This window comes from Enterocloster alcoholdehydrogenati (assembly GCF_013282095.1).
Lineage (GTDB): Bacteria > Bacillota > Clostridia > Lachnospirales > Lachnospiraceae > Enterocloster > Enterocloster alcoholdehydrogenati.
On the sequence record NZ_BLTJ01000005.1, the window covers coordinates 234,677 to 251,129 of the forward strand.

The following is a 16,453-nucleotide window of genomic DNA, read 5'->3' on the forward strand; positions in this document are numbered from 1 at the left end:
AATAATACAATAACAGTATGAACGCATATGCAAGGAGCTATCCATTATGTATGTTTTAACTGCAAAACGTTTTTTATCCCTCCTTATGGCTGGAAGCCTTACTGCCCTATCCCTTTCCGCCTGCAGTTCTTCCGGTTCTTCCGGGAACGGAGGAACCCCTGTAACCTTAAGCGAAGTGGCCCATTCCATTTTTTACGCCCCTCAGTATGCGGCGATCGAGCTGGGATATTTTGAAGAAGAGGGGATCAATCTGACTCTTGTAAATGCCGGCGGCGCTGACAAAGTTATGACCTCCCTGATCTCCGGCGATGCCCAGATCGGTTTTATGGGTTCCGAAGCCAGCATCTATGTATACCAGGAAGGTTCTGAGGATCCTGCCGTTAACTTCGCCCAGCTGACCCAGAGGGCCGGAAATTTCCTGGTAGGACGGCAGGCCGAGGAAAACTTTGACTGGGCCAGTCTAAAAGGCAGGAAAGTCTTAGGCGGGCGGGCCGGCGGTATGCCTCAGATGGTCTTTGAATACATTTTAAAGAAAAACGGCCTTGACCCTTCCACCGATCTTACCATTGACCAGAGCATCAGCTTTGGACTGACGGCGGCGGCATTTACGAGCAGCGACGCGGATTATACCATCGAATTTGAACCTTTCGCCACCACTCTGGAACTGGAAGGAAACGGTTCAGTCGTAGCCTCCCTGGGAACGGAATCCGGTTATGTTCCCTATACAGCCTACAGCGCCAGAAAAAGCTATATCAAACAGCACCCGGAGGTGATCCAGAGCTTTACAAATGCCATTCAGCGGGGACTTGATTATGTAAATTCCCATTCTTCAGAAGAAATTGCAAAAACCATTTCCCCGCAGTTTAAGGAAACGCCTTTAGATAAGCTGACTCAGATCGTGGAGCGTTATAAGGCGCAGGATACCTGGAAAGAGGATACGGTGTTTGAGGAAAGCAGTTTTGAACTTTTGGAACGAATCTTAGAAGAAGCGGGGCAGCTAAAAGAAACAGTGCCCTATAAAGAACTGGTAACCACAGAGTTTTCCACGAAAGCGGTGAAATAATCCACTCTGACAGAGATCCGTAAAGATATGATTTGTAAAAAGAGACGCCTTTGGGAATGAATCCTGCCAAAAGCGTCTCTTTTTCTTCCTGATTGCTAAAATATTTGACGTGTTTTATCCCTCAGCCTGTTTTTCAAATCTCCACGCGCTCAAAAGCCATTTCAGATAATCCCCATACTGTGCTTTTCGCACCTCCTCTGCTGTAACCACATCCATCTCTCCGATCTTCTCGCCGTTTAGCCAGTACTCCAGCACTCCGGCTTTTTGCCCCTGGGTGACCGGAGCCGGAAGAGCGTCTTCTAACGCCAGTTTCTTTTCCACCGCTGACAGATCCTCTCCTTTAAGACTCAGATATTGGAAACTTCCGTTCAAAGCCAGTTTGGCCCGGTCTTTTACCCCTCCGTCCACCAGGATCTCAGGAAGGGGAATCCCCTCTTTATCCTCATAAAGCTTACAGTTTGCATAACCGTAATTGAGCAGGGTCTGTGCATCGGCAAACCGCGCTTTAAAATCAGGAGCCGCCATGATAGACGCAATCAGCCTGACACCATCCTTTTCCGCAGTAGCGGACAGGCAGTATTTTGCCAGGGATGTAGAGCCTGTCTTTAAGCCGGTAACCTGAAAGCTGGTAGCCATACGCAGAAGCTTATTTGTATTTGACAGCCCAAATTCCTTGGTTCCCTGCTTCGTCACATGGGTGATATTTTCCATCCAAATGGTAGAATAATTATGGATCTGAGGATAACGATTGATCAGTTCCCGGCTCATTTTGGCAATATCCCTGGCTGTGGTCACATGGGCCGGATCCTCCGTAAGGCCGCAGCAGTCCACAAAATGTGTTTCGGTCATACCAAGCCCCTTTGCTCTCTCATTCATCTGCTGCACAAAGGCTTCCTCGGTTCCTGCGATATACTCGGCCATCGCAACAGAGGCGTCATTTCCAGAGGCGATCACAATACATTTGATCAGGGTTTCCACGGTCTGAACCTCTCCCTCCTCCAAAAACACCTGAGAGCCTCCCATGGACTTTGCGTTGGCGCTGGTAACCACTTCATCCGTCAGCTGTATTTTTCCTGCTTCCAGAGCATCAAAAATCAGGATCAGTGTCATTACCTTGGTAACGCTGGCAGGACTTCTCTTTTCGTCCGCCCCTTTTTCATAGATGACCTGGCCGGTAGATGCCTCCATCAGCACTGCGGAAGGAGCCGATATCTGGATCGCCGCCTGAGGGGCGGTATTTTCCCCCGTCTCTGCCTGCATTCTGGCCGTTTCCCCGCTTACCTCCTGAGCCGGCACATTCACCGGAATAGCGATCCCTGGTTCTGTAGCCAGAGCCGTCAGGACCTGCCCCGCCATGATCACAAGCGCCAGCGCGCATCCTGCTGCTTTTGTCCTTTTCATAGGCGCACTTCCTTAAAAAGACGTTCTCTGCCTAATATATGAAACCGGACCGGCTCTTTATGTGCAGCTGACCTGGATCGGGATTTTCCGCTGTCCAAAAACGCCTATGGCAGCTCAGACCTCTTTTAACGCTTTTCTTAAGGCCTCTGCCATCTCCTCATACTCAGCATCTGTAAGAATGGTTCTTCCGCTGTTCATCTCGAAGGTGCCGCCCCACTCTTCGCCGCCCTTATATTTGGGAACAATGTGGAAATGAAGATGACAGCCAGTATCGCCGTATGCGCCGTAGTTTACCTTATCGGGATGAAATACCTTGTGTACAGCTCTTGCCACCTGGGCCACCTCGGCAAAAAAGTCATTTCTCTCCTCGTCGGTCAAATCGATCAGTTCGCTCACGTGCTTTTTATGAGCCAGAATCACTCTTCCCTTCTTGCTCTGCTCCTTAAATACATAGAGAAAGCCTGTTTTCATCTCACAGACCGGGTAGGCAAACTTTGCTGCCAGTTCTCCCTGCATACAATATGCACAATTTGGATCTTTTACTATTTCTGCCATCGTTTTTCTCCTTTTCATAGCGCGCCCAGCTGCCGTACAGCCAGGGCTGTATTGAATCATTACTGCTTTAAAGATACCACGGATGCAGCCAAATTTCAACAGCTTTCCTATTGCCAGTTTCCGCTGTCCTCAAAGTATTGTAACCACTCGGGACGTGGGAATGCCTTTCGCCATTCTGAACAGTTACAACGTATTTTAAGAAAATCGTTATGATTGCCCATACCCGAAGGCCGCTTTTTTGTGTTATAATAAGGCAGTACCATACACAGCTGCCGGTACACCCTAAAAATATCAATACATAACAGGAGATTGAAACCATTTATGAGCCGAACAGATTTCAGACGCCGTCAGGCCCGCAGACACCGAAGAAAGCTTGTGGGCCTGTCCCGGCATCTTCCTACTATTTTCGCCGTAATCCTGATCCTGGCGCTGTTAGGCGCAGGTATATTTGCACTGACCCGCTTTGTATTAAAGCGGCAGCCTCCCCGGCCGGCCGTCGCTGCCTCCCCCTCTGATGCAGCGTCCCAACCCCAGCCCTCCGGCGGCCTTCCCGTCTCAGCGAATCCCGCGGATTCGTTAGAAAGCCTTTTAAGTCAGGCGGCCTTCCTGGCGGCAGGCTATGACTATGACAAAGCCATTTCCCTCCTCAAAGAGGACGCTTCTGCGGCAGAGGAACCGGCGGTAGCAGAAGCTATTTCCTCCTATGAGGCGGCCAAAGCTGCCCTTGTGCCTGCGGACGTGAAGAACGTTCCCCATGTATTTTTTCATTCCCTGATCATGGACACGGCCAAGGCCTTTGACGGCGACAGCCGAACCCCGGGCTACAATTCCGTAATGACTACAAAGGACGAGTTTTTAAAAATACTGGATGCACTTTATAATGACGGCTATGTTTTAGTCCGCATCCATGACATTGCCTATGAAACCACGGACGAAAACGGAAATCCTGTGTTCACCTGGGGAAATATCCTTCTTCCAGAAGGAAAAAAGCCCATTGTCATGTCCCAGGATGATGTATGCTACTATTCCTATATGAAGGATGACGGCTTTGCCAGCCGCATCATCATTGGAAATGACGGGAAACCCACCTGTGAAATGACGCTGGATGACGGCACGGTTTCCACCGGCTCCTATGACTTGATCCCGATTTTAGAGGATTTTATTAAAGAACACCCTGATTTTTCCTATAAGGGGGCCAGAGCCATCATTGCCCTTACCGGCTATGAGGGGATCTTAGGATACCGCACCGCCGCTTCCTACAGCGACAGCCCTACTTACGAAAGTGACCGGGAACAGGCCGCCAAAGTGGCGCAATGTCTGAGAGACAACGGCTGGGAGCTTGCAAGCCACAGCTGGGGCCATCTGTGGATGGGTGTGTCCTCCGTCCCTGGACAGACCTATCAGATCAGCGACGAACGTTTTTACGCAGACACAGATAAGTGGGAAACGGAAGTGGAATCCCTGATCGGTCCCACGGACATATACATTTTCCCTAATGGAAATGATGTAGCCGACTGGAAGCCGTATTCAGATGAAAACTACCGCTATCAGTACCTCCGCTCCAAAGGTTTCCGGTATTTCTGCAATGTAGACGCCAGCAAGCCTTCCTGGATCCAGAAGGGTCCAGACTACCTGAGAATGGCCCGGCGGAACCTGGACGGCTATCGTCTGTACCAGGATATGATCCAGACGGATCCTTCCAAAAAGCGGCTGGCGGATCTCTTTGACGCTTCCCAGATCTTTGATTCCTCCCGTCCTACGCCGGTAACGTGGAGCTATGACCACACGCAAAATGAGACATCCGGCGCGGCCCCCTCCCAGGCTACCGCCCAGTCTGAGAATACTGCGGCCGCCCAAGCGGCTGCTTCCCAGTAAAAGAAGGAAACGCTTTTGCCCGCCAGATTGGCCGGTAAAAGCGTTTCTTTTTGTGTGTTCCATGCGTATACTATACCAAAGACACATCTTATGAAAGGAGTTTCCAGAAAATGACACCCAAACTGGATGTGACCGGAGTCAGCTACTCCTACCATACTCCGGACGGCGAAACGCTGGCTCTTTCCAATATATCGTTTACTCTGGCCCCCGGTGAATTTGCTGCTGTCGTAGGGCCTTCCGGCTGCGGCAAATCCACTCTTCTCTCCCTTTTATGCGGTCTGACTCAGCCGGATGAAGGACAGATCCTCATAGACGGACTTCCGCTCTCCCATTCCCCTTCTGCAACCGGATATATGCTCCAGAAGGATCATCTGTTTGAATGGAGGGATATTTTATCAAATGTTTCCCTTGGACTTGAGATCCAGCACCGCCTGAATACAAAAAGTATAAACCGTTTAAAGGAAATGCTTGCCTCTTATGGCCTGAAAGGATTCGAGCACGCCAGACCATCGGAGCTGTCCGGCGGGATGCGCCAGAGGGCTGCTCTAATCCGCACGCTGGCTCTGGAACCGGATCTTCTTCTTCTTGACGAACCCTTTTCCGCCCTGGATTATCAGACAAGACTTTCTGTGTGCGATGATATCAGCTCTATTCTGCGAACTACAGGAAAAACGGCAATCCTTGTAACCCACGATCTGTCCGAAGCTATCAGCACCGCAGACCGCATCATAATTCTCACCCCCAGGCCCGGAAGAATCAAAAAGATCCTGACCATCACATTTCCCCAGGACTGCCAAAGCCCCCTGGAGCGCAGAAACTGTCCTGAATTTTCCAGATATTTCAACACCGTATGGAAGGAGCTGAAAACCCATGAGTAAAAGCCTTACCACAGCTGCTGCCCCATCCTTGGCACAGCAGGAATACCTGGCCAGCCAGCTCCGCCAAAAAAACATGATCCGCACATGGCGTATTATGCTTCTTGTGCTGATTTTAAGCCTCTGGGAGCTGTCCGCACGGCTGGGGTTCATTGACCGTTTTATTTTCAGCAGTCCCACCCTGATCGTAAAATGCCTGATCTCCATGATCCAGGACAAAAGCATTTTTGTGCATACCGGCGTCACCCTGGCGGAAACGCTGGTAAGCTTTGCCGTCTGCACCGCAGCAGGTCTGGCCTGCGCCCTGTTTCTGTGGGCAAGCCCCACCGCGGCGGGTATTTTAGAACCCTTTTTAGTCCTTTTGAACAGTCTCCCCAAGTCGGCCCTGGCGCCTCTGCTCATTGTATGGCTGGGAAATAACATGACCACCATCGTCACTGCCGCCGTCTCAGTAGCTGTATTCGGCTCCATTCTCACTCTGTACAGCAGTTTCTGCCAGACCGATGATGACAAGATCCGGCTGATCCGCTCCCTGGGCGGCACCCGCAGCGACGTTCTCTTTAAAGTCCTGCTGCCCGGATCCCTTCCGCTGCTCATTAACAATATGAAGGTCAATATCGGCCTCTGCCTGGTAGGCGTCATCATTGGGGAATTTCTCTCCGCACGGGCGGGACTTGGCTACCTGATCACCTATTCCGCCCAGACCTTCACCATGACAGTGCTCATGACATCCATTATGGTTCTGTGCCTGCTTTCCTGGCTTTTGTATCAGGCCATTGCCTGTGCAGAAAAGAAAATCAGCCGGTAGCCGCACCGCTTGCGCTCCCTGCGCCCATATGGTATGATGAAACAAGTATTCAACCCCAAAGACAACAACCGGTTCCGGGGCAGCCGCCCCACGAGAAGGAGGAGCCTGTGGATCTGATCAACCAGTTTATCGAAAACTACAAAAAGAAATTCAATTACTACGAATCCGTAGGCCGCCTGGCCGCCGGTCAGCTGGAGGCCATACTCCGCTCCTCCGGTATTCGCGCCATAGTCACCTACCGGGCCAAGAATCCGGGCCGTTTAAAAAGCAAGGTACTTCGCCGCAATGCAAAGCGCCCGGTTCCCTATAAAAATATGAAGGAGATTTATGAGGACATCGCAGATCTGTGCGGTGTCCGTGTCTCCCTCTACTTCCCTGGAGACCGTCTCCAGGCCGACCAGCTGATCCGGGATCAGTTTCATATCCTGGAGAGCAAGCAGTTCCCGGAACAGTCCAAGCCCCCCACCTACAACAAACGTTTTTCCGGCTACTGGGCCAACCACTACCGCGTCTATCTGCGGGAGGAGTTTGCCCAGCCGTCGGAAAAACGCTACTGCCGGGCCCGCATTGAGATCCAGGTGGCGTCTGTCCTGATGCACGCCTGGTCCGAGGTGGAACACGATCTGATCTACAAGCCTCTCCAGGGAACGCTCTCTGAGGAAGAGCTTGCCATCCTGGACGAGCTCAACGGCCTTGTCCTTGCCGGTGAAATTGCCCTGGAACGCCTGCAGGCTGCGGGAAACGAACGAATCCGCAGCAAGAACGCGGTCTTTGATAACCAGTATGAGCTGGCCTCCTATCTTTACAATTACCTGAGCAGCAACTTCCGCACAGAGGATATCGAACTGCGGATGGGAAATATCGAGCTTCTTTTTCGGCTTTTGCTCAATCTGAAGCTTTTGGATGTAAAGCACATGGGGCCAATTTTAAAATCGGTCAAGTTTGAAAAGGACAAGCGAAACATTTCCCAACAGATCATCGACCAGATCATCAGCGGCAATGAAAAACGCTATCTGGCCTATCAGTCCCTGAGAGCCGCAGTATCCGACCAGGATGAGGAGCGCCGTGAAGCCATCAGTTCCTTCTTTAGCCAGTGGGTACCCCTGGAGGCCCTGTTAAACCGTACCACCAAGCGCAGCTCCCGTTCCCTGAGCGTATTCAATATCAACGCATTAAAACGTCTTAACCTTCTGGACAGGGAAAGCCTGAATCAGATCGCGTTCCTTCGGAAGATGAGAAATGCCCTGATCCACGATATCGAGGTTCCTGAGGCAGCCTACATACAGGAACTGGGGAATGAGGCTCAGGTTCTGAGAGAAAAGCTGGCAAACGTGCTGGAACCGGAAAAACAGGCAGAAAAAGAATAGCGTGAGCCGCTCATCCGACATATAGCCTCATCCGGCACCCTCTTTATCCCAGCAGTTCCCGAACCATTTTCCCGTCAAATACCACCTTCTCCAGATGATCCACCTCGATCTGGTACAGAGCATTGGCAGCCAGATGCTCCGCCGCCTGCTCCAGATCCCGGATCCCGCTTGTATTGGAGTGCAGCTTTACTGCCATGTCCAGAGCCTCGTCCGTCAGTATACACTCCTCCGGGCGCAGGCTCATACGCCGCAGGATCTTTGGAAGGGCAAATTTTGAGAAAATAATTTTCTTTTCCTCCGGTGTATAATCAGGAATATCGATCACTGCAAACCGCGACATTAACGGCGCGCTGATCTGTTCCTTATTGTTGGCCGTTGCGATAGGATACACACCGGAAGTAGGCACCATGCACTCCATATAGTTATCCGTAAATCCGAGATTATCAAGAAGGGTTAAAAGCACATCCGCAGGATTGCCGTTTCCTTTGCCGGATGCAGCCTTGTCCAGCTCATTGATAATAAACACCAGATTAGACTCTCCCGCCATGGAAAAGGCCTCCATAATGATACCTGGCTTTGCATTAGCATAAACTCTGGAGCTTCCCGTAAGCTGCTCCGGATCATTGATGGAACTCATATCCAACGTAGTCCAGGGCAGCTTTAAGATCCGCGCCACCGCGTAGGCAATCTGGGACTTTCCCGTTCCCGCCGGCCCTACCAGAAGAAGGCCGTAAGCAGGCAGCGTATGGGTACGGTTAATCTGGATAATCGTCTCTATAATCCTCTGCTTCACACGCTCCATACCGTACAGTTCCTCATCCAGGATCTTTCTGGCCTCCACTGGATCGATGGCCTCAAAGTAATCATGCTTCCACCGCACATTCATCATAATAGACAGGGCTCTCTGTGCATGGCGGCGCTCCTCAGGCGATACCTCATGGGACTTTGCCACTGCAAGGTTTCTTCTGGCCCAGAGGCGGATATGATCCGGCAGCGTCTTTCCGGCACAGGTCATAAAATCTGTGATGCTCTGCAGGCTGGTCAGCTTCATATCATCCCCCTCTTCCGTTTCCTCCTCTTCCTCTGTCTCTGAAGGCGCGCTGCTGGCAAAAAGCCGCTCAATCATAAACTGCAGAAAGCCGTCCTCGGCAGAAAGCTTGGCGCCCTTGCCGAAGGCGGTTTCCCTGATCCGGCAGACCGCATATCCCTCCTTACCGTTCTCACCGGAAAGGCGCACATTGATATGGCTCTCTCCCAGCCAGCGGATCAGACTTACAAAACGGGCATCTATCTTTAAAATATCACCTCTGACCGTACGGTTTCCATCCTTAAATTCAAAGGCCGTGCCCCGAACCGGGCTGGTAAAAAGCCCGCAGGTATGATGATCCCATTGTTCCCCCTGATTATCCAGAATCAGTATGGGGTTCTCCGGCGTCGCCTCCGAGGCATCGGAATAAAAAACGTCCCAGGCACTCTCTGCCTGCTCAGGATCCTGTGTTTTGGACATATGGTCAAAATCAAAAACTGGCATGGTTCGATTCCCCTTTTTTCTAAATATGTTAAAATTCCCGCTTCAGTGTAGCACGAAATCGTCCTGCCAACAACCGGGTGAGCGATTTTTCCCGCAGTTTGGGATGTATTTTTTTATATGCCGCAGCTGCAAAAAAAAAGACCGCTTTGATCTGTTCTGTCTCTTTTTCCCACAGAACCTGACCAAAACCGTCTTTTTTATCTTACAGACGTTGGGATGCTCTTTCCGTTCTCTAATCCTACCGTCCGCTGTTTAACACTTCTACCGCCTTTTTAAGCTGGTTATCCTCCTCTGGGGCGATAACTGCCTGAGTCTTCAGCTTTTCATCCAGTTCTACCTCCACGTCCGGCTCAATGCCTTTTCCGTGAAGATCAAAGCCGCTGGGTGTATAGTAATGAGCCGTTGTAACCTTGATGGCTGAGCCATCTCCCAGAGGGATCAGATTCTGGACAATTCCCTTTCCATAGCTGGTAGTTCCAACCACCACGGCCTTGTCATAATCCTTCATGGCCCCTGTAAATACCTCAGAAGCGCTGGCGGAATCCCCATTTACCAGAATCGCCATGGGAATATCCACAGAATGGCCGTCAGAAGCGGTGTAGGTTTCTCCTTCCTGGTTCTTATCCGCCGTATAGACAATCAGGGACTTGCCTTTCCCTTTCTTATAAGTGGAAATATCGTCTGGAAGCAGATAATCTACCATGGCCACAGCGCTGTCTAATATGCCGCCGGGATTATTTCTTAAGTCAATCACCAGCTGCTTCATCCCCTTTGCAGTTAGCTCATCAATGGCCTGTTCAAACTGCTCCACCGTCACCAGATCAAATTCACTGACTGCCACATATCCAGTCTTGTCATCCAGCATCCTGAATTCCACCGTAGGCACCTCAATCTTGCGCCTTGTAATCGTCAGATCCACATAGGAGTCCTGCTCCGTCCGATACACCGTAATGTGTACATCGGTGCCCTCTTCTCCCTTTACATAATTGCTTACGATCACATCCAGGCTCTCTCCGGCTACCAGCGTATCCTCCACCTTATAGATCACATCTCCGGGCTTCATGCCCGCTTCCAGGGCCGGAGAACCGTCAAATACCTTTACCACGGTGCTTAAGCCTGTGGTCCGGTTCTGGCTGATCATGGCTCCAATGCCGGAGTAAGTGCCGCTGGTACTCTCCTGCATCATCTTATAATCCTCTTCTGAGTAGTAAACGGAATAGGGATCATCCAGCCCTGCTAACATTCCTCTGTAAATGTAGTCCTCTACATTTTCCTCATCCTCGTCATAAAGAAACACCTGATCAATGATCTGCTGTATCATCTCCATCTTAGAGGTGATATGTTTAAAATCCAGATCCTTTGAAGAATCATCCGTAATTGCCGGCGCTCCCGACTGCGGCTGCCGACTCATGACCCGTCTGCCAAAAAGGTAGATCCCCGCGGACATTCCCACGATGATCAGCCCCACAAAGGCCATTACAAGAGCACCGGTAAGCACTCCCAGCCAGAATCGGTTCTGCCCGCCTCCGGCCCTTTTTTTCTCATCCTGTCTGTCTAATCTCTGCTCTTCCACTTCAGTCTCCTATCTGCCTTTTCCCAGCCCATTTCTCTATCCTTCCCATCAGCAGACAAGAGAACCTGAGGTTCCCCTCTGCCGACGGCGCACCTGCCTAAGGACTCACGTAGCCGGAAGGATTTACATAAACGCCTCCGGACCGAACGCCGAAATGCAGGTGGGGACCGGTCGAATATCCCGTAGACCCCACCTTTGCAATGGTCTGTCCCTTTTTCACTGTGTCCCCCTCGCTTACAAGAAGCTGGGAACAGTGCATATATACGGTGCTGATCCCTCCGCCATGGTCGATCATAATATAGTTGCCGGCCGAATAACTGTATGTAGAGATCACCACCTTGCCGTCCGCCGCCGCCACAATGGCAGAGCCGGAAGCCGCCGGAATATCGATCCCCTTATGGTTGGTGGAAGCCCCTTCGGTTGGTGAGCTTCTGTCTCCAAAGCCGGAAGAAATCCTGCTGCTCGAAGGACAGGGCCATGTAAAACCAGTATTCCCCGTTTTTACCGTACTATCCGTTTTCCCGGAAGTCTCCTCCTTCTTTGCAGCCTCCTGCGCCTTTTTAGCCTCTGCTGCCTTTTTGGCCTCTTCCGCCTTTCTGGCTTCCTCTTCCTTACGGCGGATCTCGGCCTCCACCTGGGCCATTAGATCCTCCTGAGCCTTGATATCCGCATTATACTGGTCAATTTCATCCTGAGCCGAGGCAATCTTTGTATTATAGGCAGACAATTCTGCCTGCTTGGAAGCCATCAGCGTCTGTACCGAGCTCTGCTTGGCTTTAGTGGAGTCCTGAAGGGCAAGCAGCTCCTGGCGCTCTTCTTCCAGGTTTTCTTCCTTTACTGCCACCTCTTCCCGTACCGCTTTATATTCATTAAGCATTCTCCGGTCATAAGAAGTGATCTGGCTGGCATACTCCGCCCGGTTTAGAAGCTCAGCGATGCTCTCTGACTGAAACACCGATTCCAAAAGGCTGGTCTGTCCATTTTCATACATATACCGGATCCGCAGCTTCATATCTGCATACTGCCGGCTTTCTGTCTCCTTTGCAGCCTGCAGCTCTTCCTTTGCCGTTTCAATCTGGCTCTCTTTATCGGAAATGTCTCCCTCCAGCTTCGTAAGCTCTGCTGTCAGAGAGGACAGTTTTCCGTCCAGTTCCTTCACATAAGCCGCCGTATCAGACTTCTTACCCTCTAATTCCTTTAAGGTATCCTGAACCTTCTGCTTCTCCTCCTCCATGGAAGAGACCTTCTTCTTCGCATCCTCTATATCCTTATTCGTGGCATAAGAGGAAAATACCATTCCCATGGCCAGAATCACTCCGACCGCAGCCGCAGCCCCGGCCCCTATCTTCTTTTTTCTCATATGCCGCTCCTTTTCCACAGATTCCTGCCGCCCCATAAGCGTCTACACTCTCAGGTGTTTCCGAATCGTCACCAGGCTCACCACTACGCCGATGCCAACCCCCAGGAGCATGGCTCCTCCCGCCATATACGGAAAAATATCTCTCAGAGAAAGCGGCTCAAAAAGCCCCGTGATCAGGGAATAATTCTGCTCCAGATACAAAACTCCCTTCTCATAGAGAAACCATATGCCTCCCAGCGGGATCAGCGCTCCAAAAAGTCCCAGAAGCAGTCCTTCCACCAAAAACGGGGCGCGTATCATAAAATTCGTAGCACCGATATAGCGCATGATTTCATTTTCCCGCCTGCGGAAAGCCGCTGCCACAGAAATAGTGTTGCTTATAAGGAATACAGCTACCGCCAGCAGCACCCCGATAATCAGCGCTGACATCAGGCTGATCATCTTTCCCACGCTTGTAAATCCTGCTGCCAGAGTGCTGGAATAGCGGACCCGCCGCACCCCATCCATGGCTTCCAGCCGGCTGACAACCTTCTGCTGATCGGAAATATCATTTAAAAAAACCTCAAATGAAGCGGAATCAGCCAGAGGATTGTCATTTTCAAACCCCTCGGCCAGTTCCTCCGAGCCCTCAAAGTACTGGCTCTTAAACGTGTCCCATGCTTCCTGGGCCGAGGTATAATCCGCCTCTCTCACCTCACTCCAGCTTTTTATCTCTTCTCCTGCAGCAAGGATCTCCTCCTCTGACATACCATCATTAAAAAAGACGGAGATTCCCACGGTTTCCTGGGCGATTTTAGCCCCATGAGCCACATTGGCCGCCAGAGCAAAAAAGAGGCAGAATAAAAAAATACACGCAGAAATAGTCGCTATAGAAGCCAGCGAAAACAAAATATTTCTGCATATATTGACGATGCCCTGTTTCAGGCAATACCAAAATGTATTCATTTCAAACGATCGTGCCTTTCCGGCAGACCCATTTTTGTCTTATCTGGATCCGCCCTCATCTTTGACCACTACTCCGCGGTCCATGGTAATCACCCGTTTTTTCATCTGCTGGACCATCTCATGGCTGTGGGTCACGACAATCACTGTAGTTCCCCTCTCGTTGATCTCCTCTAAGAGGCCCATAATCTCATGGGTATTAAAGCTGTCCAGATTTCCTGTGGGCTCATCGGCTAAAAGGACTTCCGGCCGATTAATCAGCGCCCTGGCAATGGCCACTCGCTGCTGTTCACCGCCGGAAAGCTTGTCAGGACGGGTCTTGTATTTAGCGGAAAGCCCCACCATCCGAAGCATCTCCGGCACCGATTCCTTTATGACACGGTTCGGCACCCCGATCACCCGCTGGGCGAAGGCAACGTTCTCAAATACAGTAAGGTCTTTCAGGAGCCGGAAGTCCTGAAAGACCACACCTAATTTTCTACGGTATTTAGGAACATATCTTCTGGGCATCTTCCCCAGATCCATATCATTGACTATGATCTGTCCCTCCGTGGGCTCAAACTCCTTTAAAAGAAGCTTGAGAAGCGTGCTCTTTCCTGAGCCGCTGCGCCCTACGATAAAGACAAATTCCCCGTCGCCGATGGTCAGGCTTACATCCTTCACAGCCCGGTTTCCCTCACTGTATGTCTTGCTGACATGGCTGAGTTCTATCATTTTCCTGACCTCGTTTTAGTAATCCAGGCTTTCCATATACTTCATATACTTGGCAACCATAAGCGCAATCTTGAAGGTAATTGCATCCTCAAAAGTACGAAGATCAAGACCTGTGCTCTTCTGGAGCTTATCCAGGCGGTAAACCAGGGTATTTCTGTGGATATAGAGCTGTCTGGACGTCTCGGATACATTCAGACTGTTCTCAAAGAACTTATTGATGGTAGCCAGCGTCTCCTCGTCAAACTCATCGGGAGACTTGCCGTCGAATACCTCGCGGATAAACATCTTGCACAAAGGGATAGGCAGCTGGTAAATCAGACGGCCGATACCCAGATTGCTGTAAGCCACTACATTTTTATTTGCATAGAAGATACGGCCTACATCCAGAGCCATCTTGGCCTCCTTATAGGAGCGTGACACTTCCTTAATGTCGTTGATCACCGTACCGTAGGATACGCGAACCTTTGTCATGGCCTCTGTATTCATCATATCCAGGATAGTGTTGGCCGTCTTGTCCAGCTCGCTGTAGGACTCGCCCTGACGCACCTCTTTTACCAGGATGATATTCTTTTCATCCACGGCAGTAATGAAATCCTTTGTCTTTGAAGCAAAGAGGCTTCTTACAGTCTCAAGGGCGTTGACATCCTTTTCATTGTGCGTTTCGATGATATATACCACACGCTTTACATCGGTCTCGATGTGGAGTTTCTTTGCGCGGTTATAGATATCCACTAACAACAGGTTGTCCAGAAGAAGGTTCTTTATAAAGTTATCCTTATCAAAGCGCTCCTTATAAGCCACTAACAGGTTCTGGATCTGGAACGCAGCCAGCTTTCCTACCATATAGACGTCATCGCTGGCACCCTTTGCAAGCAGGATATACTCAAGCTGATGCTCGTCAAACACCTTAAAGAACTGATATCCCTGAATTACCTGGCTGTCTGCCGGAGAATCCACAAATACCAGGATCGAACTTTCTGATTCCTCTGCGTCTGTAAAGGTAGACGCTAAAACCTTTCCTTCTGTGTCGCAAATACCTAAATCAATTCTTGTGATTGCTTTTAATCCATCCAGTGTAGTCTGGAGTATCTGATTTGAAATCATTCCATACTCTCCTTTTTGACGTATTTCAAATGTTGCTACTTTCTCTATTTTCATATTTTAATGCAAAATTACAAAAAAAGCAAGAGAGTTGTCACCTCTCCTGCCCTTTTTTACAATCGTTTTTCAGCTTTTATGAAATCTGCTGGTCGGTCTCTTAGTTAATGATAACCTTCTCTGTATCCTTATCGAAGATATGTACCTTTTCCAGATCCATAGCAACCTTGATGGAATCGCCAGGTCTTGCTGTGGTGCGCGGATTTACCTTTGCAGTAAAGTTAGCGTCTGCGATATCGAAGTACAGAAGAACTTCAGAACCTAACATCTCGTATACACGGATCTCAGCCTGGAAAATGCTCTTTGGATTAGCTGCAAGGAAAGCTTCCTCGTCGTGCAGATCCTCAGGACGGATACCAAGCGTAACGGTCTTGCCGATATAGCCGCCGTCCTCTAAGCCCTTGCCCTTTGCTGCAGGAAGTGCTACGGTGTGGCCGCCGAAGGATAAGGTAACGTCAGAACCAGCCTTAGCTACCTGAGCATCGATCATATTCATCTGAGGAGCTCCGATGAAACCTGCAACGAACTTGTTGCATGGGCTGTCATACAGGTTCTGTGGGCTGTCTACCTGCTGTACTACGCCGTCCTTCATAACAACGATTCTGGTACCAAGGGTCATAGCCTCTGTCTGGTCATGTGTAACATAGATAATGGTAGTCTCCAGTCTCTGATGCAGCTTGGAGATCTCAACACGCATCTGGCCTCTTAACTTTGCATCCAGGTTGGACAGCGGCTCATCCATCAGGAATACCTTGGGGCTGCGGACAATGGCACGACCCATGGCAACACGCTGTCTCTGACCGCCGGACAGAGCCTTTGGCTTACGGTCTAACAGATGCTCCAGATCCAGGATCTTAGCTGCATCATGCACCTTCCTGTCGATCTCATCCTTTGGAGTCTTTCTTAACTTCAGGCCGAATGCCATGTTGTCATATACGGACATATGAGGATACAGAGCGTAGTTCTGGAATACCATCGCGATATCTCTGTCCTTTGGCTCAACGTCATTTACCAGCTTGCCATCGATGTAGAGCTCGCCGGAGGAGATATCCTCCAGGCCTGCGATCATACGAAGAGTAGTGGACTTACCACAGCCGGACGGACCTACGAAGATGATAAATTCCTTATCTGCGATCTCCAGGTTAAAGTCCTTAACAGCGACAAAGCCGTTGGGGTATTTCTTGGTTACATTTCTAAGGGATAAACTTGCCATGTTATGATTTCCTCCTGA

14 protein-coding genes are annotated in these 16,453 nt (G+C 50.2%); 5 read left to right on the top strand and 9 right to left on the bottom strand.

Annotated features, from left to right (window positions below; translation table 11 throughout):
• The first annotated feature begins 46 nt into the window (after positions 1-46).
• The gene (locus tag HW447_RS07795; RefSeq protein WP_176254753.1) at positions 47-1,063 is read left to right on the top strand and encodes an ABC transporter substrate-binding protein; all 1,017 of its coding nucleotides are present in this window, start codon (positions 47-49) and stop codon (positions 1,061-1,063) included.
• A 114-nt stretch (positions 1,064-1,177) separates the two neighbouring features.
• On the opposite strand, the gene HW447_RS07800 is transcribed toward HW447_RS07795, so the two are convergent.
• Positions 1,178-2,464 (bottom strand): D-alanyl-D-alanine carboxypeptidase family protein, encoded by a 1,287-nt coding sequence (locus tag HW447_RS07800; RefSeq protein ID WP_176254754.1) that lies wholly within the window; start codon positions 2,462-2,464, stop codon positions 1,178-1,180.
• Between the two features lie 114 nt (positions 2,465-2,578).
• Positions 2,579-3,019, bottom strand: a complete 441-nt coding sequence (locus tag HW447_RS07805; RefSeq protein ID WP_176254755.1) for an HIT family protein — start codon at positions 3,017-3,019, stop codon at positions 2,579-2,581.
• 321 nt (positions 3,020-3,340) lie between these two features.
• On the opposite strand from HW447_RS07805, the gene HW447_RS07810 reads away from it, so the two are divergent.
• The 4 genes from HW447_RS07810 (at position 3,341) to HW447_RS07825 (ending at position 7,944) form a co-directional block, all read left to right on the top strand.
• Positions 3,341-4,894, top strand: coding sequence for a polysaccharide deacetylase family protein (locus HW447_RS07810; protein ID WP_243176239.1), 1,554 nt, complete (start codon positions 3,341-3,343; stop codon positions 4,892-4,894).
• A 110-nt stretch (positions 4,895-5,004) separates the two neighbouring features.
• Complete coding sequence (locus HW447_RS07815; RefSeq protein ID WP_176254756.1) at positions 5,005-5,772, top strand: ABC transporter ATP-binding protein; 768 nt, start codon at positions 5,005-5,007, stop codon at positions 5,770-5,772.
• Positions 5,765-6,577 (top strand): ABC transporter permease, encoded by an 813-nt coding sequence (locus HW447_RS07820; RefSeq protein WP_176254757.1) that lies wholly within the window; start codon positions 5,765-5,767, stop codon positions 6,575-6,577. The genes HW447_RS07815 and HW447_RS07820 overlap by 8 nt, the downstream gene beginning before the upstream one ends.
• Positions 6,578-6,684: 107 nt before the next feature.
• Positions 6,685-7,944 carry a RelA/SpoT domain-containing protein gene (locus tag HW447_RS07825; RefSeq protein WP_176254758.1) on the top strand — a complete coding sequence of 420 codons (1,260 nt, stop codon included), beginning with the start codon at positions 6,685-6,687 and terminating at the stop codon, positions 7,942-7,944.
• A 43-nt stretch (positions 7,945-7,987) separates the two neighbouring features.
• On the opposite strand, the gene HW447_RS07830 is transcribed toward HW447_RS07825, so the two are convergent.
• The 7 genes from HW447_RS07830 to HW447_RS07860 all read right to left on the bottom strand — a co-directional run bounded on the left by HW447_RS07830 (position 7,988) and on the right by HW447_RS07860 (position 16,435).
• A complete protein-coding gene (locus tag HW447_RS07830) occupies positions 7,988-9,475 on the bottom strand; it encodes an AAA family ATPase (protein WP_176254759.1) in 1,488 nt (495 codons plus the stop codon).
• Positions 9,476-9,713: 238 nt separating this feature from the next.
• Complete coding sequence (locus HW447_RS07835) at positions 9,714-10,952, bottom strand: S41 family peptidase (RefSeq protein ID WP_176254795.1); 1,239 nt, start codon at positions 10,950-10,952, stop codon at positions 9,714-9,716.
• A 193-nt stretch (positions 10,953-11,145) separates the two neighbouring features.
• Positions 11,146-12,408 (bottom strand): murein hydrolase activator EnvC family protein, encoded by a 1,263-nt coding sequence (locus HW447_RS07840; protein ID WP_176254760.1) that lies wholly within the window; start codon positions 12,406-12,408, stop codon positions 11,146-11,148.
• A 42-nt stretch (positions 12,409-12,450) separates the two neighbouring features.
• A complete protein-coding gene (locus tag HW447_RS07845; protein WP_176254761.1) occupies positions 12,451-13,353 on the bottom strand; it encodes a cell division protein FtsX in 903 nt (300 codons plus the stop codon).
• 39 nt (positions 13,354-13,392) lie between these two features.
• Positions 13,393-14,064 carry a cell division ATP-binding protein FtsE gene (ftsE, locus tag HW447_RS07850; RefSeq protein WP_176254762.1) on the bottom strand — a complete coding sequence of 224 codons (672 nt, stop codon included), beginning with the start codon at positions 14,062-14,064 and terminating at the stop codon, positions 13,393-13,395.
• A 15-nt stretch (positions 14,065-14,079) separates the two neighbouring features.
• Positions 14,080-15,168, bottom strand: a complete 1,089-nt coding sequence (locus HW447_RS07855) for a PucR family transcriptional regulator (RefSeq protein WP_176254763.1) — start codon at positions 15,166-15,168, stop codon at positions 14,080-14,082.
• Between the two features lie 154 nt (positions 15,169-15,322).
• On the bottom strand, positions 15,323-16,435 hold the full coding sequence (locus HW447_RS07860) for an ABC transporter ATP-binding protein (protein ID WP_176254764.1): 1,113 nt from the start codon (positions 16,433-16,435) through the stop codon (positions 15,323-15,325).
• Positions 16,436-16,453: the final 18 nt, after the last annotated feature.